At 72.5% G+C, this 22241-nt stretch carries 21 protein-coding genes; 10 read left to right on the top strand and 11 right to left on the bottom strand.

Features of this window, described 5'->3' with window-relative positions; all coding sequences use genetic code 11:
• Nucleotides 1–71: 71 nt before the first annotated feature.
• The 6 genes from IF20_RS12145 to mce form a co-directional block, all read right to left on the bottom strand.
• On the bottom strand, nt 72–962 hold the full coding sequence (locus tag IF20_RS12145; protein ID WP_234426614.1) for a hypothetical protein: 891 nt from the start codon (nt 960–962) through the stop codon (nt 72–74).
• The gene (locus IF20_RS12140) at nt 959–1729 is read right to left on the bottom strand and encodes an ABC transporter permease (protein ID WP_052865110.1); all 771 of its coding nucleotides are present in this window, start codon (nt 1727–1729) and stop codon (nt 959–961) included. The genes IF20_RS12145 and IF20_RS12140 overlap by 4 nt, the downstream gene beginning before the upstream one ends.
• A 2-nt stretch (nt 1730–1731) precedes the next feature.
• Entirely contained in the window at nt 1732–2841 is a 1110-nt protein-coding gene (locus tag IF20_RS12135) for an ABC transporter ATP-binding protein (RefSeq protein WP_052865203.1), read from the bottom strand.
• A 259-nt stretch (nt 2842–3100) separates the two neighbouring features.
• Complete coding sequence (locus IF20_RS12130; RefSeq protein WP_052865109.1) at nt 3101–4036, bottom strand: coiled-coil domain-containing protein; 936 nt, start codon at nt 4034–4036, stop codon at nt 3101–3103.
• Between the two features lie 114 nt (nt 4037–4150).
• Nucleotides 4151–8581: a polarized growth protein Scy gene (scy, locus tag IF20_RS12125; RefSeq protein WP_052865108.1), complete on the bottom strand. Its 4431-nt coding sequence runs from the start codon at nt 8579–8581 to the stop codon at nt 4151–4153.
• 162 nt (nt 8582–8743) lie between these two features.
• Nucleotides 8744–9172 (bottom strand): methylmalonyl-CoA epimerase, encoded by a 429-nt coding sequence (mce, locus tag IF20_RS12120; protein ID WP_052865107.1) that lies wholly within the window; start codon nt 9170–9172, stop codon nt 8744–8746.
• 168 nt (nt 9173–9340) lie between these two features.
• Between mce and IF20_RS12115 the strand changes: the two genes are divergently transcribed.
• Nucleotides 9341–10516 carry an acetyl-CoA C-acetyltransferase gene (locus tag IF20_RS12115; RefSeq protein WP_052865202.1) on the top strand — a complete coding sequence of 392 codons (1176 nt, stop codon included), beginning with the start codon at nt 9341–9343 and terminating at the stop codon, nt 10514–10516.
• A gap of 95 nt (nt 10517–10611) precedes the next feature.
• Nucleotides 10612–11571 (top strand): methylmalonyl Co-A mutase-associated GTPase MeaB, encoded by a 960-nt coding sequence (gene meaB, locus IF20_RS12110; protein WP_052865106.1) that lies wholly within the window; start codon nt 10612–10614, stop codon nt 11569–11571.
• A gap of 104 nt (nt 11572–11675) precedes the next feature.
• On the opposite strand, the gene IF20_RS12105 is transcribed toward meaB, so the two are convergent.
• On the bottom strand, nt 11676–12365 hold the full coding sequence (locus IF20_RS12105) for a PepSY domain-containing protein (RefSeq protein ID WP_052865105.1): 690 nt from the start codon (nt 12363–12365) through the stop codon (nt 11676–11678).
• A 199-nt stretch (nt 12366–12564) separates the two neighbouring features.
• Here IF20_RS12105 and IF20_RS12100 point away from each other — a divergent pair, with 199 nt between their 5' ends.
• Entirely contained in the window at nt 12565–13227 is a 663-nt protein-coding gene (locus tag IF20_RS12100) for a response regulator transcription factor (protein WP_052865104.1), read from the top strand.
• A gap of 4 nt (nt 13228–13231) precedes the next feature.
• The gene (locus IF20_RS12095; protein WP_052865103.1) at nt 13232–14629 is read left to right on the top strand and encodes a sensor histidine kinase; all 1398 of its coding nucleotides are present in this window, start codon (nt 13232–13234) and stop codon (nt 14627–14629) included.
• 151 nt (nt 14630–14780) lie between these two features.
• Here the strand turns inward: IF20_RS12095 and IF20_RS12090 are convergent, their stop codons facing one another.
• The 4 genes from IF20_RS12090 to IF20_RS12075 all read right to left on the bottom strand — a co-directional run bounded on the left by IF20_RS12090 (nt 14781) and on the right by IF20_RS12075 (nt 17448).
• The gene (locus IF20_RS12090) at nt 14781–15257 is read right to left on the bottom strand and encodes a MarR family winged helix-turn-helix transcriptional regulator (protein ID WP_052865102.1); all 477 of its coding nucleotides are present in this window, start codon (nt 15255–15257) and stop codon (nt 14781–14783) included.
• 135 nt (nt 15258–15392) lie between these two features.
• Nucleotides 15393–16163 (bottom strand): AIM24 family protein, encoded by a 771-nt coding sequence (locus IF20_RS12085; protein WP_052865101.1) that lies wholly within the window; start codon nt 16161–16163, stop codon nt 15393–15395.
• Nucleotides 16160–16810, bottom strand: coding sequence for an AIM24 family protein (locus IF20_RS12080; protein WP_052865100.1), 651 nt, complete (start codon nt 16808–16810; stop codon nt 16160–16162). The genes IF20_RS12085 and IF20_RS12080 overlap by 4 nt, the downstream gene beginning before the upstream one ends.
• Nucleotides 16810–17448: an AIM24 family protein gene (locus IF20_RS12075; RefSeq protein ID WP_052865099.1), complete on the bottom strand. Its 639-nt coding sequence runs from the start codon at nt 17446–17448 to the stop codon at nt 16810–16812. Before IF20_RS12075 ends, IF20_RS12080 begins: the two co-directional genes overlap by 1 nt.
• Before the next feature lie 169 nt (nt 17449–17617).
• On the opposite strand from IF20_RS12075, the gene IF20_RS12070 reads away from it, so the two are divergent.
• The 6 genes from IF20_RS12070 (at nt 17618) to IF20_RS12045 (ending at nt 22190) form a co-directional block, all read left to right on the top strand.
• On the top strand, nt 17618–17983 hold the full coding sequence (locus IF20_RS12070) for a DUF3817 domain-containing protein (protein ID WP_052865098.1): 366 nt from the start codon (nt 17618–17620) through the stop codon (nt 17981–17983).
• Nucleotides 17980–18282, top strand: coding sequence for an MTH1187 family thiamine-binding protein (locus tag IF20_RS12065; RefSeq protein WP_052865097.1), 303 nt, complete (start codon nt 17980–17982; stop codon nt 18280–18282). The genes IF20_RS12070 and IF20_RS12065 overlap by 4 nt, the downstream gene beginning before the upstream one ends.
• Before the next feature lie 87 nt (nt 18283–18369).
• Nucleotides 18370–18879, top strand: coding sequence for a MarR family winged helix-turn-helix transcriptional regulator (locus tag IF20_RS12060; protein WP_052865096.1), 510 nt, complete (start codon nt 18370–18372; stop codon nt 18877–18879).
• An 88-nt stretch (nt 18880–18967) separates the two neighbouring features.
• On the top strand, nt 18968–19309 hold the full coding sequence (locus IF20_RS12055) for a DUF3817 domain-containing protein (RefSeq protein WP_110944082.1): 342 nt from the start codon (nt 18968–18970) through the stop codon (nt 19307–19309).
• 10 nt (nt 19310–19319) lie between these two features.
• Nucleotides 19320–20414: an acyl-CoA dehydrogenase family protein gene (locus IF20_RS12050; protein ID WP_052865094.1), complete on the top strand. Its 1095-nt coding sequence runs from the start codon at nt 19320–19322 to the stop codon at nt 20412–20414.
• 75 nt (nt 20415–20489) lie between these two features.
• The gene (locus IF20_RS12045) at nt 20490–22190 is read left to right on the top strand and encodes an acyl-CoA mutase large subunit family protein (RefSeq protein WP_052865093.1); all 1701 of its coding nucleotides are present in this window, start codon (nt 20490–20492) and stop codon (nt 22188–22190) included.
• Nucleotides 22191–22241 lie beyond the last annotated feature (51 nt).

Here is a 22241-nt window from a genome sequence, read left to right as displayed (position 1 = left end):
GGCAGGGCGTGCCAAAGCGACCTCATGCCCCCGTGAGGGTTAGGAGGCTATCGAGCCATTGACGGTTCCACTCAATCCCCGCGTGTCGGTGACCCACGAAGTCCCGTGCCGCCTCCGATGGGCGGAAGGTCGTCGTACGTCAGGACCTCCGCGTCATCGTCCACGTATGGGGCGAACTCCGGCTGCGGCACCACCCGGCCCTCCGCGCGGAAGACCTGCCGGGCCGCGGCCCGCACCGCCGCGTCCGCCGAGGCCCGCTTCACCCACGTCTTCGGGTCGGGACCGAGCAGCCGCCGCAGCGCCGCCGAGCCGGCCAGCAGCGCACCGAGCAGCGCCGGCTGCGCCCCGGCGGGCCGCGGCCGGCCGTCCGGCCCGGCGAGCACGCCGTACCGGCTGACGTAGAGGTACGCGCCGCTCAGCCGCTCCCCGGACGGCAGCGTCATCGGGAACCGGTCGCCGGGCAGCAGGATCCGGTGGTAGCGGGCCTCGGTGGCGTCCACGACCGCCAGCTGCGCGGCGTCCAGCCAGCCCGCCACGAGCGTCACCTCCGCGTGCGGGTCGGCGAAGGGCGCGGCGGCCACGTAACCCGGCGTGCCGACGTGCGCGGAGCTGCCCACGCCGAGGCCGCCGACGCGGACCGGGACCATCGGCACGGCCACCGGCACGTCGCGCTGCGCGAGCTTGTAGGCGACCTGGGCGGGGGAGGCGTTGGAGCCGACGGCGAGGACGGGGTGGCGCCGCCCGGTGAGCGACAGGCCGCGGGTGCCCAGCACGTCGTCGAGCGTGTGGTCGGGGTCCGGGCCGAGCCGCCAGCCGCCGACCCGGTGCGGCCCGGGGACGGCGGTGAGCGGCAGCAGCGCGTCGCCGTCCAGGAGGGCGGGCGCCGTCACCGGGCGTCCCGGATAGCTGAGCGGTTCCAGGGCCGGTACGGCGCCGAGGCCGGCGGCCCGCACCGACGTCACGCGTCCCGCCGCTTCAGCAGGACGAACCCGCCGACCAGCGCGGCGACGACCCACAGGGCCATGATGCCGAGCCCGGACCACGGCCCGTACGGGACGTCGTCGGTGAGCACCACCTTCATGATCCGCTGGCCCGCCTGGTCGGGGAGGTAGCGGCCGATCTTCCGGGTCGCCGAGACGGTGCCGAGGATGTTGGAGATCAGGAAGAAGAACGGCATCAGGATGCCCAGCGAGAGCATCGGGCTGCGCAGCATCGCGGCCACGCCCATGGAGAACATCGCGATCAGCGTCATGTAGAGCGCGCCGCCGAACACCGCGCGCAGCACGCCCGGATCGCCCAGCGCGACCCGCAGGTCGGGCCCGAGCATGGCCTGGCCGAGGAAGAAGGCGACGAAGGCGGTCACCAGCGCCACGACGAACGCGAGCACGGTGGCCACGACGACCTTGCTGAAGAGGAAGGTGCCGCGCTGCGGCACGGCGGCGAGCGAGGTGCGGATCATGCCGGTGCTGTACTCGTTGGAGACCACCAGCACCCCGAAGACGATCATCGCGAGCTGGCCCAGCCCCATGCCGGCGAAGGCCGTGTTGGTCGGGTCGAACGTCAGCCGCTCACGGGCCGGCATGGACCCGAAGTCGTTCTTGACGAGCAGGCAGATCAGCGCGCCCAGCACGACCGTGACGACCACGGTGAGGCCCAGCGTCCACACCGTGGAGCGCACCGACCTGATCTTGGTCCATTCCGAGCCGATGACCTGGGAGACCACCGCCATCGTCAGCGCCCCTTCTTCCGGTTCTTCCGGTTCTTTCGGTTCGTCCGGTTATCCCGGTTCTTCCGGCGCCAGTCCGCGCCCCAGCCGCCGGCGGGCCCCGCCTGCGGGTCCGCACCCGGCCCGGCAGGCTCCGGGGCCGCCGGGGCCGCCGGGGCCGCCGGGGCCGCCGGAGCCGCGGGGTCCGCCGGGGCCGTTGAGCCCGATGGCCCCGAGTGCGCGTGGTACTCCACCGACTCCGCGGTGAGCTGCATGAACGCCTCCTCCAGTGACGCCTGCTGCGGGCTGAGTTCGTGCAGGACGAGGCCGTGCCCGGCGGCCAGCTCGCCCAGCCGGTCGGCGCTCACCCCGTCGATCTCCCACGCCCCGTCCTTGGCCGGTACGGCGGTGTGCCCGGCCGTCGCCAGCACGTCCCGCAGCCGCTCGTGCTCCGGCGAGCGCATCCGGACGTAGCTGCGCGAGTTGCGCCGGATGAACTCGGCCATGGAGGTGTCGGCGAGCAGCCGGCCCTGCCCGATGACGACCAGGTGATCGGCGGTCAGCGCCATCTCGCTCATCAGGTGCGAGGAGACGAAGACCGTACGGCCCTGGGCCGCCAGTCCCTTCATGAGGTTGCGGATCCAGTGGATGCCCTCGGGGTCGAGACCGTTGACCGGCTCGTCGAACATCAGGATCCGCGGGTCGCCGAGCAGCGCGGCGGCGATGCCGAGCCGCTGGCCCATGCCGAGCGAGAAGCCCTTGGCGCGCTTCTTGGCGACGGCGGTCAGGCCCACCGTGTCCAGCGCCTGGTGGACGCGGGCGCGCGGAATGCCGTTGCTCTGCGCCAGGCAGAGCAGGTGGTGGTAGGCGCTGCGGCCGCCGTGCATCGCCTTGGCGTCCAGCAGGGCGCCGAGGTACGTGAGCGGGTCCTTCAGCTGCCGGTAGTGCTTGCCGTCGATGCGGACCGTGCCGGCGGTGGGGTTGTCCAGGCCGAGCATCATCCGCATGGTGGTGGACTTGCCCGCGCCGTTGGGGCCGAGGAAGCCGGTGATGATGCCGGGCCGAACGGTGAAGGTCAGCCGGTCGACGGCGAGCTTCTCGCCGTACCGCTTCGTCAGCCCTTCAATCTCGATCATGCGGCCACGGTACGGGCGGCACGCCCTGCCCGCCGCCGGAATGCAGCCGTACGGGCCCATGCCGCGCGGTCCCGTCCGCTGCACGAGGGCGTGCCCGGCAATGCAAGCCCGTCCGGCGCTCGAGGACGAGCGGCCGCCAGGCCGCGATACGGCCTGCATGGGCACGACACCGGCACCCGTACGAGCCACCGTGCCCGGACACGCAACCGCCCCGCACCGCGGACCACGGCACGGGGCGGAACGTCGACTTCAAGCCGCGTCAGCGACCCTGCTGCGCGGGCACCCCGCGGGAGGACTCCTCCTCGCCCGGCGTGCCGGCGGCGGCCACCGCCGCACCCGTCAGCGTCGCGAGCATCTCGCGGACGTTGGTGAGCTGGGCGTTGATGGAGTCGCGGCGGTTCGTCAGCGCCGCCAGCTCGCGCTCGGACTCGCTGCGGATACGGTCCGCCTTGGCGTTCGCGTCGGCCACGATGTCCTCGGCCTGGCGCTGCGCGGTCTCCACCGTCTGGCGGGCCCGGCGCTCCGCGTCCGTACGCAGCTTCTCGGCCTCCAGGCGGAGCTGCTCGGCGCGGTGCTCGATCTCCGCGAGCCGCTTCTCGGCCTTGGCCTGGCGCGAGGCGAGATCCCGCTCGGACTGCTCGCGGCGCTTGGCGAGGTTCGTCTCGAAGTCGGCGGCGGCCTGGGCGGCCTTCGCGCGGGTCTCCTCGAAGAGGGAGTCCGCCTCCTCGCGCTTGGACTGCGCGTCCTTCTGCGCGTCGGAGCGCAGCTGCTGCGCCTCGCCCTTGGCCTTCTCGACGATCCGGGCGCCCTCGTCCTCCGCCTTGGCCTTGCGCTCGGCGGCGAACTGCTCGGCGTCGTTCCGCACCTGCTGGGCGGCCGACTCGGCGAGCTCGCGGTGCTGCTCGGCGGCCCGGCGCGCTTCCTCGCGCAGGTCCTTGGCCTCCTCCTCGGCGAGACGGAGGATCTTTTCGACCCGGGCACCGAGGCCCGCGTAGGACGGCTCGGCGTCGTTGACCTGGGCCTGGGCGTTCTGCGTTTCGAGATGGAGTTCCTCGATGCGCTTTTCCAGCGAGGTGATACGGGCCAGCGCGCTGTCGCGGTCGGCGACGAGCTTCGTAATGCGGTCGTCGACCTGACCGCGGTCGTACCCACGCCGCACGAGCTCGAAACCGAAGGGGGAGGAAGTGTCGCTCATGGGGTTCCTGTCGAAAGAGACCGGTGAGGTGATAAGGGGAATCCTAGGGGCCCGAGCGGCGTGTCATCGAGTCATTGACCGTTTGAAGTGGAGAATGACCCCTCATTTGAGTGGCTAACCATCAGACTGCTTGCCACCCGAACGAGTTGCCCCCGCGCCCGCCGCGGCCTTGACGCCCCCCGATCCGGAACCCTGCGACGAGCCTCCCTTACCACCGCCGCCGGCGCCACCCGGCGTCTCGAACGACTCCAGCGCTTCCAGGACATCCTGGACCCGCGAGATCTCGGTGTTGATGTCCTCCCGGCGGCGGACCAGCACCTCCAGCTCGCGCTTCCCGTCGTCCACGATCCGCTGGGCCTCCTGCTCGGCCTCGGTACGCAGCGCCTCGGCCTCCCGTACGGCCTTCGCCTTCTTCTGCTCGGCCTCCTTGATCAGGCCCTCGGCCTTCTTCACCGCCGCGATGCGGACCTTGCTGGCCTCGCTGCTCGCGTCCGACAGCATCTCCCTGGCCGTCTCCTCGGCCTCCACGCGCTGCGCCTCGGCCTGCGCGATGAGCTTGTCGACCCGCTCGCCCGCCGACTTCATCGCCTCGGCCGACTCCCGGCGCGCCCGCTCGTGCAGCTCCTCGACCTCGGCCTCGATGCGGGCCCGCAGCTCCTCGGCGCGCTCCCGGATCGCGGTCGCGTCCCCGCGCGCCTCGCTGAGCAGGGTGTCGGCGTCCGTACGCGACTTCTCCACCCGGGCGTTGCCGTCCGCCGTGGCCTCCGCGACGATCCGCTCGGCCTCCTTGCGGGCCACGCCGACCATGGTGTCGGCCTGCTCCTCGGCCGCGGTGGCCGCCTTCAGCGCCTCCTCCTGCGCCTTGGCGATCAGCTGGTCCGCCTGCTCGGCGGCGTCGGCACGGCGCTTGGCCGCGTCCTTGCGCGCCTCGTCCAGCGTGCGCTCGGCCTCCTCCAGCGCCTCGTTCCTGAACCGCTCGGCCTCGGCCTCGGCGTCCGCCTTGACCTGGTCGGCCTCGGTCCGGGTGCGCTGCGCGTGCTGCTGCGCCGAGGTGACCGTTTCGGCGGCCTCGGACCGCATCCGGTCCGCGTCGGCCGACGCCTCGGCGAGCATCCGGTCGGCCTGTTCGCGGGCGTCGGCCCGGGTACGGTCCGCCTCCCGCTCCGCCGCCGCGGTGTTCTCCGCCGCCTCCGTACGCAGCCGCTCGGCCTCCGTACCGGCCTCGGAGATCAGGCTGTCCGCCTGCTCCGCGGCGTCGGCACGGCGCTTCGCCGCGTCCTTGCGCGCCTCGTCCGCCGTCCGCTCCGCCTCCGTGCGGGCGTTCTCCAGCGTCTCGGCGGCCTCCGCACGCAGCCGCTCGGCCTGCGCCGTGGCGTCCGCGACGAGCCGCTCGGCCTGCTCGCCGGCCTCGGCCCGCAGCCGGTCGGCCGCCTCCTGGCCCTCGCGGATCGAACGGTCGGCGTCCGCCTGGGCCGACGAGGTCAGCTCGGTGGCCTCGTTGACGATCCGCTCGGCCTCCGTACGGGCCTCGGCGATCAGCCGGTCCGCCTGCTCCGCGGCCTCCGACCGCATCCGGTTGGCGTCCTCGCGGGCCTCGGCACGGGCCCGCGCCGCGTCCTGCTCGGCGGCGGCCAGCGCGTCCGAGGCCTGGGTGCGCAGCTGCTGCGCCTTCTCCGTGGCGTCCGCGACCAGCTTCTCGGCCTGCGCGGTGGCCTCGCCCAGCAGTTCGTCCGCCTGCTCGGCGGCCTCGCTGCGGCGGCGGTTGGCCTCCTCGCGCGCCTCGTCCAGCGCGCCGTTGGCCTCCGCGCGCAGCCGCTCGGCCTCGGCGCCCGCCTCGGCCACCGCCCGCTCGGCCTCCCGCTGGGCCTCGCCCAGCAGTTCGTCGGCCTGCTCGGCGGCCTCCGCGCGGCGCCGGTTGGCGGCCTCGCGCGCCTCCTCCAGCGCGCCGTTGGCCTCCCTGCGCAGCCGCTCCGCCTCGGCGATGGCCTCCGAAACCGTGCGCTCCGCCAACGACTTGGCGGCCTCGGCCTCGGTCTGCGCGTCCTGCCGGATGCGGCCGGCGTCCTGCGAGGCGCGCTCGCGCTCGTCGTACGCGTCGGAGCGGACCCGGTCCGCCTCCTGCTCCGCGTCCTCCTTCGTACGCTGTGCCGCGTGCTCGGCGGCCGAGCGCAGCCCGGCGATCTCCTCCTCGGCCTGCTCGTGCAGCCCGGCGACCGCGTCCCGCACCTGCTGCGCGGTCTGCTCGGCGGTGGCGACCAGCTCCTCGGCGCGCCGGTCCGCCTCCTCCACCAGCCGCTCGGCCTCGGTCTGCGCCTCGGCCACCCGGGCGCGCGCCGCGGCCAGCAGCTCCTCGCTCTGCTCGCGGGCCGCCGTGCGCTCCTGGTGGGCCTCCTCGCGGGCCTCGCCCAGCTGCTGCTCGGCCTCCCGGCGACGGCGGGCCGCCTCCTCCTGCGCGGCGGCCAGCGCCTCGGCGGCCTCCGTACCCGTACGCTCGGCCGCCGCGGCGGCCTCCGCGCGTACCCGGTCGGCGGTCTCCTGCGCGTCCGCCTTCAGCTGCTCGGCCTCGGCGGCCGCCTCGCTGCGCAGCCGGTTCGCGGTGGCCTCGGCCTCGGCCCGTGCCTCGGCGGCGTCCGAGGCGGCCTCGGTCCGCAGCCGCTCGGCCTCCTCCTCGGCCTGCTGCTCCTTCTCCCGGCGGCGCTCGGCGGACTCCGCCTTCAGCCGCGCGGTCTCCTCCTGGGCCTCCTTGCGGAGCCGTTCGGCCTCCTCGCGGGCCTCGCGCAGCGCCGTCTCGGCCGCGGCGACCCGCTCCGCCGCCTCGTTGTGCAGCCGGTCCAGCTCGGCCTGGGCCAGCTCGCGGCGCTCGTCCGCGCTGCGCTCGGCCTCGGCCCGCAGCTCGGCGGCGGCCTCCTCGGCCTCGGTACGGGTGGCGGCCGCCGCTTCCTCGGCCGCGGCGTGCAGGTCCTCGGCCTCCTGGCGGGCCTGCTCCAGGGCCTCTTCGGCCTGCGCACGCAGCTGCGCGGTGCGCTCGGCGGTCTCGGCGCGCAGCCGTTCGCTGTCCGCCGTCGCGCCCGAACGGGTCTCCTCGGCGTCGGACTTGGCCTTGGCAAGCAGCTCCTCGGCGGTGGCCGCGGCCTCCTCGATCTGCTGCACGGCCTCGCGGCGCGCCTCGCCGCGGATCCGCTCGCCCTCGTCGACGGCCTCGGACCGCAGCTGCTCGGCCTCGCCGCGCAGCCGGCGCGCCTCCTCCTGCAGTTCGACGGTCTTGGCGCGGTACTCCTTGGTGTCGTCCTTGGCGGCGCCCTTGAGCTGCTGGGCGGTCTCGTGCGCCTCCTCGCGCAGCCGGTCCGCCTCGGTCTCGGCCTCCTTGCGGATCCGCTCGGCCTCTTCGGCGGCGGCCTTGGTGGTGGCCTTGGCGTCCTCCGACGCCTTGCTGACCATCTCCTCGGCGGACCGCGCGGCCTTCGCCAGCTGTGCCGCGGAGTCCTCGGCGGCCTTGGCGCGGGCGGCCTCCTGGGCCTCCGCGACCAGCCGCTCGGCCTCGGCCTTGGCGTCCGCGCGCAGCTGCTCGGCCTCGGCCTTGAGCGCCTCGGCCTCCTTGGTGGCCTCGGTGACCAGCCGGGCGATCTCCTGCTTGGCCGTACGGGTGCGCTGCTCGTTCTCCGACTCGGACGCGGTCAGCCGCTTGGCGGCGTCGGCCTCGGCCTCCTCGACGAGCTTCTCGGCCCGGGCGCGCGCCTCGCGCAGCGCCGTGTCGGCCTCCTGCATCCGCTCCTCGGCGGCGCGGGTCAGCTCGGCGCTGCGCCGGCGGGCTTCCTCGGACTCGCCGGCCGTGGAGGCCCGCAGCTGTTCGGCCTGGTCGGTGGCCTCCTGGGCCTGGGTGGAGGCGGCGTTCAGCAGCCGTTCGGCGTCCGTGCGGGCGCGGCGCAGGATGGCGTCGGCCTCGGCACGGGCCTGCTCCGCCTCGGCGCCCAGCCGCTCGCGGGCCTGCTCGGCCAGCCGCTGGGCCTCGGCGCGGGCGTGCGCGAGCTGCTGCTCGGCCTCGGCCCGGGACTCGTCCATGAGCCGGCGGGCCTGGGCCTCGGTACGGGCGCGCAGCTGCTCGGCCCAGGCGACGTTCTCGTTGACGTGGCTCTCGACGGTGGCCCGGCGCTCGTTCAGTTCCTCGTCCAGCCGGCGGCGCCGCTCCACCGCTTCGGTGTGCAGCTCCGCTTCCAGCTGCGACTGGCGCTCGGCCTGCTCCTGCAGGAGGCGCTGCGTCTGGGCCCGGGCCTCGCGCAGTTCGCGCTCGGCGTCCGCGCGCAGCTGGTCCGCCTGGATCTGGGCGTTCCGCAGCAGTTGTTCGGCCTGCGCGCTGACGTTGTCGTACGCCGGGCGCGTCATGAGGGTACGGCGTGCCTCGTGAAGCTTGGCACGCAGAACTTCGACCTGATAGCCGAGGTCGTCGGCATGCTGGACGGCCTTGTCCCGCTCCGTCTTCAGCCGCTCCATCTCGGCCTCGAACTGCGAGAGGTGATCGTCAGCCTCGTAGCGGTCGTTGCCCCGCACTGCGCGGTCCCATCCGTCCCCTGGTCATGGTGGCGGCCGGCTCCGTCGTGCGTGGAGCTGACCCTTCCGAAGAAATGGTGTCAGATCATCGGCGGAGATTGGACCGAGCCCCGATCCGGACCCCGGCCGAAGCAGCACTCTACCGGCCGGGGAACGCGAAGGTCAGTGCTCTTGGGAGGCCGTGACCAGTTCGGTCAGCACTCCATGGCAGTCCTTGGGGTGCAGGAAGGTGATCCGGGAGCCCATCGAACCGGTCCGCGGCTCGTCGTAGAGGACCCGTACGCCCTTCCCGCGGATGTCAGCAGCATCACCGTCCACATCCGCGGTGCCGAAGGCGATGTGGTGCACCCCCTCACCGTTCTTCGTCAGCCACTTGCCCACGGCTGAATCCTCCCGGGTCGGTTCCAGCAGCTGCAGGTACGAAGCACCGCCGTCCGACGTATCGTTGATCTTGAGCATGGCCTCGCGCACGCCCTGCTCTTCGTTGATCTCCTCGTGGAAGACCTCGAACCCGTACGTCGCCCGGTAGAACTCGACGGTCGCGTCGAGGTCATGACAGGCGATCCCGATGTGGTCGATTCGCGTCAGCATTTCTCCAGTGCACCGCTCGCACGCATGATTACGCAACGTGCGCGCGATCACATCCACAGCCCGGTGACCCGGTGCGGTACCGCTCAGTACATTGATGAAAACCCTCGTTAACTTCCCTGCACAGGAAGGGCCGCGCTGATGTCCTCATCGAACGGCAGCACCACCTCCGTGATCGTCGCGGGGGCCCGCACTCCCATGGGGCGCCTGCTGGGCTCCCTGAAGTCCTTCTCCGGCGCGGACCTGGGAGGTTTCGCCATCAAGGCCGCGCTGGACCGGGCCGGCATCGGCGGCGACCAGGTGCAGTACGTGATCATGGGCCAGGTCCTCCAGGCCGGCGCGGGCCAGATCCCCGCCCGCCAGGCGGCCGTGAAGGCCGGCATCCCCATGAACGTCCCGGCCCTGACCGTCAACAAGGTCTGCCTCTCCGGGCTGGACGCCATCGCGCTGGCCGACCAGCTCATCCGCGCGGGCGAGTTCGACATCGTCGTGGCCGGCGGCCAGGAGTCCATGACCAACGCCCCGCACCTCCTCCCGAAGTCCCGCGGCGGCTACAAGTACGGCTCCGTGGAAATGCTGGACGCCATGGCGCACGACGGGCTCACCGACTCCTTCGAGAACGTCGCGATGGGCGAGTCCACCGAGAAGCACAACACCCGCCTCGGCATCGGCCGCGCCGAGCAGGACGAGATCGCGGCCCGCTCCCACCAGCGCGCCGCGGCCGCCCAGAAGAACGGCCTCTTCGAGGCGGAGATCACCCCCGTGGAGATCCCGCAGCGCAAGGGCGAGCCGGTCGTCTTCAGCCAGGACGAGGGCATCCGCGGCGAGACCACCGCCGAGTCCCTCGGCAAGCTGCGCCCCGCGTTCGCCAAGGACGGCACGATCACCGCCGGCTCCGCCTCGCAGATCTCCGACGGCGCCGCCGCCGTGGTCGTGATGAGCAAGGCCAAGGCCGAGCAGCTGGGCTTGGAGTGGATCGCGGAGATCGGCGCGCACGGCAACGTCGCGGGCCCGGACAACTCCCTGCAGTCCCAGCCCGGCAACGCCATCAACCACGCCCTCGGCAAGGAGGGCCTGACGGTCGCCGACCTCGACCTCATCGAGATCAACGAGGCGTTCGCCGCGGTCGCCGTGCAGTCCATGAAGGACCTCGGCGTGTCCCCGGAAAAGGTGAACGTCAACGGCGGCGCCATCGCGCTCGGCCACCCGATCGGCATGTCCGGCGCCCGCATCGTCCTGCACCTGGCGCTGGAACTGCGGCGGCGCGGGGGCGGCGTGGGCGCCGCGGCCCTGTGCGGCGGTGGCGGCCAGGGTGACGCGCTGATCGTCAAGGTGCCCGGCAAGTGACCCGACCGGGCAGGTGAGGGTGCGGGTGCCCGCCGGGCACCCGCACCCCGGCCCGTACGTACATCCCGTAGGGACCGAGAACGGAGCGCTGAGCAATGGCAGATGTCCCCACCCTGGTCGCCCAGGCCCGGGAGGGCCGGCCGCGTGCGGTGGCCCGGCTGATCTCGCTGGTGGAGGGCGCCTCGCCGCAGCTGCGCGAGGTGATGGCGGCGCTGGCCCCGCTGACCGGCCGGGCATACGTCGTGGGGATCACCGGCTCGCCGGGCGTCGGCAAGTCCACGTCCACCTCGGCGCTGGTCAGCGCCTACCGGAAGACGGGCAAGCGGGTGGGCGTCCTCGCGGTCGACCCGTCCTCGCCGTTCTCCGGCGGCGCCCTGCTCGGCGACCGGGTCCGGATGAGCGAGCACGCCTCCGACCCCGGCGTCTACATCCGCTCCATGGCCACCCGCGGCCACCTCGGCGGCCTGGCCTGGGCGGCGCCGCAGGCCATCCGCGTGCTGGACGCGGCGGGCTGCGACGTGATCCTCGTGGAGACCGTGGGCGTGGGCCAGTCCGAGGTGGAGATCGCCTCGCAGGCCGACACCAGCATGGTCCTGCTCGCGCCGGGCATGGGCGACGGCATCCAGGCCGCCAAGGCGGGCATCCTGGAGATCGGCGACGTCTACGTCGTCAACAAGGCCGACCGGGACGGCGCCGACGCCACGGCCCGCGAGCTGAACCACATGCTGGGCCTGGGGGAGTCCCGGGCGCCGGGCGACTGGCGGCCGCCCATCGTGAAGACCGTCGCGGCCCGCGGCGAGGGCGTCGACGAGGTGGTGGAGGCGCTGGAGAAGCACCGCGCCTGGATGGACGAGCACGGCGTGCTCGCCGAGCGGCGGACCGCCCGGGCCGCGCGCGAGGTCGAGACGATCGCCGTCACCACCCTCCGCGAGCGCATCGGCGACCTGCACGGCGACCGCCGGCTGGGCGCCCTCGCCGGGCGCATCACGGACGGCACGCTCGACCCGTACACCGCCGCCGACGAGCTGGTGGCGGGCCTGACGGAACAGGCCTGACAGGCCTGACACACGGGCCGGCCGGCCTGCTCCTCGGGGGGCGAGGAGCGGGCCGGCCGGGCGGGCGGCGGGGGGCGCCGCCGGCTTGTGGTGGGCGCGCCGGATCAGTCGTCGTCGCCGTCGTGGTCGTCGTCGTCCGAGTGCGCCTGGGTCACGGCGCCGCCCTTCGGCGCGACGTTCACGTGGTGCTCGGCGCCGTTTTTGGTGACCGTCTCGGCCTCCCAGGCGAGCTTCGTGCCGTGGTCCGGGCCGTCCAGCTCCACGGACACGACCGTGCCGTGCGCGGCGGCCTTCTCGGCGGCCCGCGCGATGTCGACGTCGGCGTCGTTCAGGGCCGCGCGAACCTCGGCCTTGCCGAAGTCGCCGTCACCGTCCCGGTCGACGTGCTGGTGGCGGACCTCGGCCCGGTCGGCGCCCACGGTGAGGTCGTGCCACCTGCCGTCCTTGCCCAGGACGCTGACCTCCCAGGCGACCCCGGACGCGTCGTCGTCCAGGTCCACCTCGGTGACCGTGCCCGGCACGGCCTTCAGCGCGGCGGCCGCCGCCTGCTGCGCGGTGACCGAGGCGGCCCGGGCCTCCCGGGCGTCGCCGCCGTCGTTGTCGTTGTTGGTGTCGTTGGTGTCGCCCTGCTGACCGTTCTCGTACGACGCCACGCCGTCGGCCTGCTGCCCCTGTGCCGGCGACGAGTTCGACGCTGTCGTCCCGTCCTCGTGACCGATCGCGACGGCGGTCGCGGTGCCGCCGGCAATCAGTGCGGCCGCGGCGACGGTGGCGATGACGACATTGCGCTTCATGGTGAAGTCTCCAAGACGGGTTGCTGTCGGGCTGGATCACCCGGGGGCCGGGGGTCTCCCGGAGGGGGCCGGGCGGGGCCCCCGAGGTGATGACCACACACTGCCGCCCCGTTCCTGAAGCCACCCTGAAGGAGCCTGAAGTGGTCTTCAGGAACCGCGCCTGAAGCCGCCTTCAGCAAGGCGGTGGCACCCTTGTCGCATGCGCCTGTTGATCGTGGAGGACGAGAAGCGGCTGGCCCGTTCCCTCGCCGCCGGCCTGACCGCCGAGGGATACGCCGTGGACGTCGTGCACGACGGCCTCGAGGGCCTGCACCAGGCGAGCGAGGGCGCCTACGACCTCCTCGTCCTGGACATCATGCTGCCCGGCATGAACGGCTACCGGGTCTGTGGCGCCCTGCGTGCCGCGGGCAACGACGTGCCCATCCTCATGCTCACCGCCAAGGACGGCGAGTACGACGAGGCCGAGGGCCTGGACACCGGCGCCGACGACTACCTCACCAAGCCCTTCAGCTACGTCGTACTGGTCGCCCGCGTGAAGGCCCTGCTGCGCCGCCGCGGCCGCACCGCACTGCCCGTACTGACCGTCGGCGCCCTCACCATCGACCAGGGCGCCCGCACGGTACGGCGCGGGGACGCGGAGGTGCCGCTGACCACCAAGGAGTTCGCCGTGCTGGAACAGCTCGCACTGCGCGCCGGCGAGGTGGTCTCCAAGACCGAGATCCTGGAACACGTCTGGGACTTCGCCTACGAGGGCGACCCGAACATCGTCGAGGTGTACGTGAGCGCGCTGCGCCGCAAGCTGGGCGCCGCCACGATCCAGACCGTGCGCGGCGCGGGATACCGGATGGTGCCCGGTGCTTGAGGCGATGGGCTCGGTACGGGCCAGGGCGACCGCGGGCGCGACCGCCGTGGTGGCGCTCGCCCTCGTCGCGGTCGGCATAGCCGTCCTGCTGGTACTGCGCGCGAACCTGGTCTCCCAGGCCGACCTGCACGCCGAGGTCACCGCGCGCGAGATCGCCTCCGAGATCGCCACCGGCACCGCCTACAAGGACCTGGACCTCCCGGACGCCGACGAGCACCCCGTCCTCGTCGACGACGAGCGCGGCCGCGTCCTGGCGGCCGGCGAGGACCTCCAGAAGGTCGACGGCTCGAAGGTCACCCGGGGCACGCCGCCCAACAACGGCCGCCACAGCAGCGACGAGGACGACGGCGAGGCGCCCCGCCCCGGCGAGGTCGACGACGACGCGGAACACTCCGACGGCACGGCTGTCGTCGACGGCAAGCACGCCGACTACCGCTGGGTCGAGGTGGACGCCACCGACGTCCACGACCGCACCGTGACCGTCATGGCCGGCACCCCGCTCGGCGCCGAGGAGAAGACCCTCGGCTCGGTACGGACCGCCATGCTCCTCGCCCTGCCGCTGCTGCTCCTGATCGTCGGGGGCGTCACCTGGCTGGTCACCCGCCGGGCGCTCCGCCCCGTCGAGGGCATCCGCGCGGAGATGGCCGCGATCACCGCCAGTACGGACCTGTCCCGCCGGGTGCCGGAGCCCGCCTCGCGCGACGAGATCGCCCGGCTGGCCCGGACCACCAACGAGACGCTGGCCGCGCTGGAGGCGTCCGTCGAGCGGCAGCGCCGCTTCATCGCGGACGCCTCGCACGAGCTGCGCAGCCCGATCGCCAGCCTGCGCACCCAGCTGGAGGTGGCCGAGGCCCATCCCGAGCTGCTGGACCTGCCGGGCGCGGTGGAGGACACCGTACGGCTCCAGCACCTGGCCGCCGACCTGCTGCTGCTGGCCCGGCTGGACGCGGGGGAGCGGCCCAAGGACACCGAGGTGGATCTGGGCGCGCTGGCCCGCGAGGAGCTGTCGCAACGGGTCGCCGACCGGCTGCCGGTACGCGCCGGCGAGCTGCCGAGCGTGGCGGTGTCGGGCTCGCGGAGCCAGCTGAGCCGGATCCTCGGCAACCTCGTCGACAACGCCCAGCGGCACGCCCGTACGCAGGTACGGGTGGATGTCGGCCGGGTCGACGGCTGGGCGGTGCTGCGGGTGGACGACGACGGCCCCGGGGTGGCCGAGGCCGACCGGGAGCGGATCTTCGAGCGCTTCGTACGGCTGGACGACGCGCGCAGCCGTGACGAGGGCGGCGCGGGGCTGGGCCTCGCCATCGCCCGGGACATCGCCGAACGGCACGGCGGCACGCTGGCGGTGCGCGAGGGCGCGGCGTTCGAACTGCGGCTGCCGGCCGCCGAAGGCCGGCACTGAGACCGCCGCCGACGGCCGGCACTGAGACCGCCGCCGAAGGCCGGCACTGAGACCGCCGGCGACCTTCGGGCCGGCCGTCCGCGGCGCCGCGCGGATGCGGCAGTGTTCCCCCACGTTCCCCCCACCCGCGTCCCGCACGGCGCCCGGCCGGTCAGTACTTGCCGCGGTGCCCCCGCAGGTGGTCGGCGACCGGCGCCAGCGAGGTGCGCAGGGCGGCCAGGTCGTCCGCCGAGAACAGGTCGATGAAGTGCTTGCGCACGGAGGCCACGTGGTGCGGCGCGACCCGCCGCATGGTCTCCCAGCCGTCGTCGGTGAGTACCGCGTACAGTCCGCGCCGGTCGGACTCGCAGCTCTCGCGGCGCACCAGTCCGGCGTTCTCCATCCTGGTGATCTGGTGCGAGAGCCGGCTCTTGGACTGCAGGGTGGAGGCCGCGAGGTCGCTCATGCGCATCCTGCGCTCCTCGGCCTCCGAGAGATTCACCAGGATCTCGTAGTCGTTGTAGGTCAGCCCGAACGGCTGGAGGTCCCGTTCCAGCTGGTGCGTCAGCAGCCTGCTGACGTCGAGGTGGGTGCGCCAGGCACGCTGTTCCTGGTCGGTCAGCCAGGGAGTGTCGCTGTCGGTCGTCATGAATGAATTCTACCCGTGAAAGTTGAATAGTGAATTAGTCATGCCCCGTGATGATGCCCTCTCCGCTCCCTCCCGCCGGGGGTCAGGCCGCCGGGAGGGCTCAGACGTTCGAGGTCACCCTCCGCAGACTACCGCTCACAGCCCGAAGCGGCGCTGGAGCCCCCCGAGGGATCCCGGCAGCTGAGGCATTTGTGAGCCACCGCCGTGACCAGCGGAGCCGCCCGGTACGCCGGGTTCCGCCGGCACCGTCCCCGTCGGCACCTCCGGCATCAGCTGCTCGGTCGACTGCAGCAGGACGGTGCCGGCGCCGACGAACTCGAACTGGTGCTCCTCGCCGGAGACCCCGCCGAGCCCGGTGTGCGCCCGCACCCCGCCGAGGAAGCCCCGCAGGTACTGGTGATCGTAGTGATGGCACGGCGAGGGGCAGTCCGCCCAGCCCACCAGCGCCTGCGGGTCCACCCGGATCGGCGGCTCCGCGAAGACCACCGGACCGTTGGACGCGGCGACGAACTTCCCGGTGCCGATGAGCGTCGAAAAGCCCGGCACGATCGACTGCTTCAGGGACAGGGACGGCTGAAAAGCGAGCAGGTTCCCCGACCGGATCGTGAGATTGCCGTCCTCCAGGTCATACGAATTCACATCGAAAGCCCGGTCCGCCAGCACCATTTTCCCGCGCCCCTGCGCGACCACCCAGTCCGCCGCGTGCAACGGAGAATGGAAAGCGCTCGCGACCAGCCGGTCCAGCGCGCCGTGCCCGATTCCCTGGAATTCGATCTGCCCGAAATAGGCGATCATCTTTCCCTTCTGCAGGAACCACTGGCCGTTCAGGTCCACGCTGAACGCGTACGGATTGACGTTGTCGTCCGCGGGCAGCGAATGCGCATCGTGAATGACGGGGCCGGTCACAGCTTCTCCTCCGAGGCCTGTACGTAGACGGTGCCCTGGCCGGACAGTTCCAGCTGGAACGCCTCACCCGAGCCGCGGCCGACCATTTCCCGCCAGCCCAGCGCCGTCGAGAGCTTGTTGCGGACGTTGCCGCGGTGCGCCACGTACGCCTGCGGGTCGACGTGCACCGGCCGGTCCTGGCGGATCGGCAGCTCGATCACGCCGCCGTGCGCCATCACCGCCACCGAGCCGTGTCCTTCGAGCGTCGTCGTGAACAGGCCCTGGCCGGTCACCTGGCCGCGCACCATGCCCATCACGCCGCCCTGCGAGCCCATGAACATCGTGCCCTGGCGGAGCGTCCCGTCGAACGCCAGCAGCCGGTCGGCCTCGACGTAGAGGGTGTCGCCGGTCAGGTCGACGACGTGGACGTGGTGGCCGCCGTGCCCGAACATCACGGAGCCGCTCCCCTCCACGGTCATCAGCGGAGTCGCCTCATTCGCGATCCGGCGGCCGATCATCGAGCCGATGCCGCCCTGGCCGCCCTGGATGTTGGGCGTGAAGCTGACCTCGCCCTGGTACGCGAGCATCGCGCCGCGCTGGCTGAACAGCCGCTGACCCGGCGCGATCTCCGCCCGCACCATGCGCGAGTTGAGCACCGTGAACGGCATCAGACCTCACCGCCGATCGTGTTGCGCTCGCTGGGCTGCACGTACACCAGGCCCTCGCCCTCGAAGCGGATCTGGAAGGCCTCGCCCGAGCCCTCTCCTATGAACGTGCGGAAGTTCACTCCCGACTGGAAGTGCTGACGCAGGTCACCGGTATGGGCGACGTACGCGCCCGGGTCGACCTGGAGCGGGGTGTCCCGCGTCACCCGCAGCACCACCGCCGGACCGTCGGAGGTGAGCGCGGCCTGCCCGGTCCCCTCCACCGTCGTGGTGAACAGCCCGTTGCCCTGCGAGGCGCCGCGCAGCCCGGTGAAGGTGGTGCCGGTCCGCAGCGCGGCGTCCGTGCACAGCAGGTTGCTGGCCTCCACGTACAGCTTCTCGCCGTGCAGGTTCACGAGATTGATCTCGCTCGCGCGGTCCGCGAAATAGCAGGTGCCCTCGCCCTTCACCTCCATGACTTCCATCTGCTCCCCGGTCAGCCGCCGGGTCACCATGCCGCGCAGGCCCTCGCCCCCGCCGCTCATCTTCTTGAACGCCATCCGACCGTCGTACGCGACCATCGCGCCGTTCTTCGCCTTCACGGCATCGCCGGTCATGTCGACGGCGAGCACTTTGCTCCCCTGGAGCCGAAACTGAGCCACGGCATCAGACCGTAGTCCGCCGCGCCGCCCGACGGCAGAGCGCCTGGCGCGGACCGGCCCGCAAGGGCCCGGCGGCGGTGGCCGGCCGCACTGCTGTCACAATGGAGCGGTGCTTGTGAATGTAAGCACAAGCTAAAGGCTGCACCCATCCCACCCGAACGAGGTTCCCGTGGACATCAAGACCGCATCCGCCCTGCGCCGGCTCCGGCTGGTCTCCGCCCCCGAGGCGGTCTCCTTCCTCCTGCTGCTGATCTTCGGTACGGGCTTCAAGCTGGTCCTGGGCATCAAGACCTTCGTCATGCCGCTCGGCATGCTCCACGGTGTGCTGTTCATCCTGTACGTGCTCTTCTGGCTGGACGCCTGGAACCGTACGAAGTGGTCGCTGGGTACCGCCGCGCTCTACTTCGTCCTCTCCGTGCTGCCCACCGGTGGCTTCTTCGCCGAGCGCAAGCTCAAGCGTGAGGCCGAGGCCTCCGTGATCGCCGCCCGCGCCCGCAAGGAGAAGGAAGCCGTCGTGGGAGGGGCCGGCGCATGATCGTCGCGTTCTCGGTCAGCCCGCTCGGCGTCGGTGAGGACGTCGGGGAGTACGTCGCCGACGCGGTGCGAGTGGTCCGCGAGTCCGGGCTGCCCAACCGTACGGACGCCATGTTCACCTCGATCGAGGGCGAGTGGGACGAGGTCATGGACGTCGTCAAGCGCGCCGTCGCGGCCGTCGAGGAGCGTGCGGGGCGGGTCTCGCTGGTCCTCAAGGCGGACATCCGGCAGGGCGTCACCGACGGGCTCACCTCGAAGGTGGACACGGTCGAGCGATACCTCGCGGAGGACCGGGACTGACCGGAACGAGTGGGACCCTGGCCCCTTCCGCGCCCGTCTCCTGAGACGGGGCTGACCACCATGTGGGCGACCGGTAGGGTCGGAGACGTGCCGAAGCCGCTCAGTCTCCCCTTCGATCCCATCGCCCGCGCCGATGAACTGTGGCAGCGCCGGTGGGGGGCCGTCCCCTCGATGGCGGCGATCACCTCGATCATGCGGGCCCAGCAGATCCTGCTCGGCGAGGTGGATGCCGTGGTCAAGCCGTACGGCCTCACCTTCGCGCGCTACGAAGCCCTGGTGCTGCTGACGTTCTCGCAGGCCGGCGAGTTGCCGATGTCCAAGATCGGCGAACGTCTGATGGTGCACCCCACCTCGGTCACCAACACCGTCGACCGGCTGGTGAAGTCCGGCCTGGTGGCCAAGCGCCCGAACCCGAACGACGGGCGCGGCACGCTCGCCTCCATCACGGACAAGGGCCGCGAGGTCTGCGACGCGGCCACCCGCGACCTGATGGCCATGGATTTCGGGCTCGGCGCCTACGATGCCGAGGAGTGCCAGGAGATCTTCGCCCTGCTGCGCCCGCTCCGGGTGGCGGCGGCGGATTTCAAGGACGAATAAAACCCTTGTCAATAAGGGGCCGGTAAACGGTGTGCCACGGGCGGGGGCGGCGAAGATCGCCCCCGCCCGTGCCGTTACGCTCGATGGCATGAAGAAAAGCGTGCTGACCCGCTACCGGACGATGGCGTACGTGACGGGCGTGCTGCTGGTCCTGCTGACCCTCGGCGTGATCGCCAAGTACCTGCTGCACATCGACGGTGCGGCCGGCTTCACCAGCGTCGTCGGCATCGCCCACGGCTGGCTGTACGTCATCTACCTCGTCTTCGCCTTCGACCTGGGCTCCAAGGCCAAGATGCCGGTCGGCAAGCTGCTGTGGGTGCTGATCGCCGGCACCATCCCCACCGCCGCCTTCTTCGTCGAGCGCAAGGTCTCGCGCGAGCTGGAGCCGCTGGTCTCCGGTACCGCGACGCCGCAGACCGCGAAGGTCTGACGGCCCCCGCATGAGCGAGCCGTACGGCGACCGCCCGGCCGAGGACCCGCCGTACGACGGCCACCCGCTGGTCGCCGCCGCCCGGCGGCTCGCCGCTGACACCCTCGGGCCCGCCGCCGAGCGCGCCGACCGCGAGGGTGTCGATCCCGCCACGATCGCCGCGGTCAAGGCCTCCGGCGTGCTCGGCGCCGCCGGGCCGGCCGCGTACGGTGGCGCTGCCGCGCCGGCCCCCGTCGTACGGGAGATCGCCGAGGTCCTCGCCGGGGCCTGTTGCAGCACCTTCTTCGTGCAGGCCCAGCACCACACGCCGGTCGCCACGCTCGCCGCGGCGGCCGAGGGCACGCCCGTCCGCGAGCAGCTGCTGCGTCCGCTGTGCGACGGCACGCTGCTGTCCGGCATCGCCTTCTCGCATCTGCGTGCCTTCCCGCGGCTGCCGGTGCGCGTCACCCGGGAGCACGCGGGGTGGCGCTTCGACGGCCGGGTGCCCTGGTACACCGGCTGGGGCCTGAACGACCTGCTGATGCTGGGCGGCGCGACGGAGGACGGCGAGGTCGTCTTCGGCGTCGTCGAGGCGCGTGCGCAGCCCGGTCTGCGGGCCACGGAGCCGCTGGAGCTGGCCGCGCTCTCCGGTACCCGTACGGTCGGCCTGGAGCTGGACGGTCTGGTGCTGCCGGACGGCGCGGTGGCGCTGCGGCAGCCGTACGAGGACTGGGCGGCGGCCGACCGGCCGAAGAACACCAACGTCAATCCGGCGGTGCTGGGCGTCGCCCGGGCCGCGTTGGACCTCCTGGACGCCTCGGGCGACGAGGCCGCGGCATCGACGGCGGGCGTGCTGCGCGAGCGGCTGGCGGCGGTGCGCAAGGACGCGTACGCGCTGCTGGACGAGGTGCCGGCGGCCGAGCGGATCGCGGATCGGCTGGCCGCGAAGATGCGCGCGTACGACGTGCTGCGGGCGGCGACGACGGCCGCTGTCGTGGCGGGTGGCGGCCGGGCGGTCGGCCTGGACCGGCCGGCCCAGCGGCTCGCCCGTGAGGGCATGTTCTTGCTGGTCCAGGGCCAGACGGCGGACGTCAGGGAAGCGCATCTGGCGGCGCTGCGCGGCTGATTCCGGGCCCCGCCAGGTCGCTCCCTGCCGGGCTGCCATCGACAATTAGTAGGACGTCCAAGTAAATTTGGTCGCATGGACGCTGACGCGATCGAAGAGGGCCGCCGCCGCTGGCAGGCCCGGTACGACTCCGCACGCAAGCGCGACGCGGACTTCAGCACGCTCTCGGGCGACCCCGTCGCCCCGGTTTACGGTCCCCGCGCCGGCGACGCCTACGAGGGCTTCGAGCGGATCGGCTGGCCCGGCGAGTTCCCCTTCACGCGCGGCCTGTACGCGACCGGCTACCGCGGCCGGACGTGGACCATCCGCCAGTTCGCGGGCTTCGGCAACGCCGAGCAGACGAACGAGCGGTACAAGATGATCCTCAAGGCGGGCGGCGGCGGCCTGTCCGTCGCCTTCGACATGCCGACCCTGATGGGCCGCGACTCCGACGACCCGCGCTCGCTGGGCGAGGTCGGCCACTGCGGCGTCGCCATCGACTCGGCCGCCGACATGGAGGTCCTCTTCAAGGACATCCCGCTCGGCGACGTCACGACCTCGATGACGATCAGCGGCCCGGCCGTCCCGGTCTTCTGCATGTACCTCGTCGCCGCGGAGCGGCAGGGAGTCGACCCCGGCGTCCTGAACGGCACGCTCCAGACCGACATCTTCAAGGAGTACATCGCCCAGAAGGAGTGGCTGTTCGAGCCGGAACCGCACCTGCGGCTGATCGGCGACCTGATGGAGCACTGCGCCCGCTCCATCCCGGCGTACAAGCCGCTCTCGGTCTCCGGCTACCACATCCGCGAGGCGGGCTCGACGGCCGCGCAGGAGCTGGCGTACACCCTCGCCGACGGCTTCGGCTACGTCGAGCTGGGCCTCTCCCGGGGCCTGGACGTCAACACCTTCGCGCCCGGGCTGTCCTTCTTCTTCGACGCGCACGTGGACTTCTTCGAGGAGATCGCCAAGTTCCGCGCGGCGCGCCGGATCTGGGCCCGCTGGATGCGGGACGTGTACGGCGCGACGAGCGAGAAGGCGCAGTGGCTGCGGTTCCACACGCAGACCGCGGGCGTCTCGCTGACCGCGCAGCAGCCGTACAACAACGTGGTGCGGACCGCGGTGGAGGCCCTCGCCGCCGTCCTCGGCGGCACCAACTCGCTGCACACCAACGCGCTGGACGAGACCCTGGCGCTGCCCAGCGAGCAGGCCGCGGAGATCGCGCTCCGTACGCAGCAGGTGCTGATGGAGGAGACGGGCGTCGCCAACGTCGCCGACCCGCTGGGCGGTTCGTGGTACGTCGAGCAGCTCACCGACCGCATCGAGGCGGACGCGGAGAAGATCTTCGCGCAGATCAAGGAGCGCGGCGCCCGCGCCGTCCCGGACGGACAGCACCCGATCGGCCCGATCACCTCCGGCATCCTGCGGGGTATCGAGGACGGCTGGTTCACCGGTGAGATCGCCGAATCCGCCTTCCGGTACCAGCAGGCGCTGGAGAAGGGCGACAAGAAGGTCGTCGGCGTGAACTGCGCCCACGGCTCGGTCACCGGCGACCTGGAGATCCTGCGGGTCAGTCACGAGGTCGAGCGCGAGCAGGTGCGCGTCCTCGCCGACCGCAAGGCGGCCCGGGACGACGCGGCGGTACGCACGGCCCTGGACGCCATGCTGGCGGCGGCCCGGGACGGCGGCAACATGATCGAGCCGATGCTGGACGCCGTACGCGCGGAGGCCACCCTCGGCGAGATCTGCGGCGTGCTGCGGGACGAGTGGGGCGTCTACACGGAGCCGGCGGGGTTCTGAGCACGCGCGTACGCAACGGAATCCGCGGCGTTCTTCCGGAGGCGCCGGGTA

Origin of the sequence: Streptomyces niger, assembly GCF_000718305.1 — a bacterium.
GTDB classification, from domain to species: Bacteria; Actinomycetota; Actinomycetes; order Streptomycetales; family Streptomycetaceae; genus Streptomyces; species Streptomyces niger.
The sequence above is the reverse complement of the archived record's forward strand: the minus strand, read 5'-3'. Positions and strand labels throughout refer to the sequence as shown.

Coding starts and splice junctions, on each gene's coding strand:
- IF20_RS12090 (WP_052865102.1), bottom strand. CDS start 15,257: ATGACGACCGACAGCGACACTCCCTGGCTGACCGACCAGGAACAGCGT.
- IF20_RS12065 (WP_052865097.1), top strand. CDS start 17,980: ATGATCGTCGCGTTCTCGGTCAGCCCGCTCGGCGTCGGTGAGGACGTC.
- IF20_RS12055 (WP_110944082.1), top strand. CDS start 18,968: ATGAAGAAAAGCGTGCTGACCCGCTACCGGACGATGGCGTACGTGACG.
- IF20_RS12135 (WP_052865203.1), bottom strand. CDS start 2,841: ATGATCGAGATTGAAGGGCTGACGAAGCGGTACGGCGAGAAGCTCGCC.
- meaB (WP_052865106.1), top strand. CDS start 10,612: ATGGCAGATGTCCCCACCCTGGTCGCCCAGGCCCGGGAGGGCCGGCCG.
- IF20_RS12080 (WP_052865100.1), bottom strand. CDS start 16,810: ATGCCGTTCACGGTGCTCAACTCGCGCATGGTGCGGGCGGAGATCGCG.
- IF20_RS12100 (WP_052865104.1), top strand. CDS start 12,565: ATGCGCCTGTTGATCGTGGAGGACGAGAAGCGGCTGGCCCGTTCCCTC.
- IF20_RS12140 (WP_052865110.1), bottom strand. CDS start 1,729: ATGGCGGTGGTCTCCCAGGTCATCGGCTCGGAATGGACCAAGATCAGG.
- IF20_RS12105 (WP_052865105.1), bottom strand. CDS start 12,365: ATGAAGCGCAATGTCGTCATCGCCACCGTCGCCGCGGCCGCACTGATT.
- mce (WP_052865107.1), bottom strand. CDS start 9,172: ATGCTGACGCGAATCGACCACATCGGGATCGCCTGTCATGACCTCGAC.
- IF20_RS12130 (WP_052865109.1), bottom strand. CDS start 4,036: ATGAGCGACACTTCCTCCCCCTTCGGTTTCGAGCTCGTGCGGCGTGGG.
- IF20_RS12095 (WP_052865103.1), top strand. CDS start 13,232: ATGGGCTCGGTACGGGCCAGGGCGACCGCGGGCGCGACCGCCGTGGTG.
- IF20_RS12045 (WP_052865093.1), top strand. CDS start 20,490: ATGGACGCTGACGCGATCGAAGAGGGCCGCCGCCGCTGGCAGGCCCGG.
- IF20_RS12050 (WP_052865094.1), top strand. CDS start 19,320: ATGAGCGAGCCGTACGGCGACCGCCCGGCCGAGGACCCGCCGTACGAC.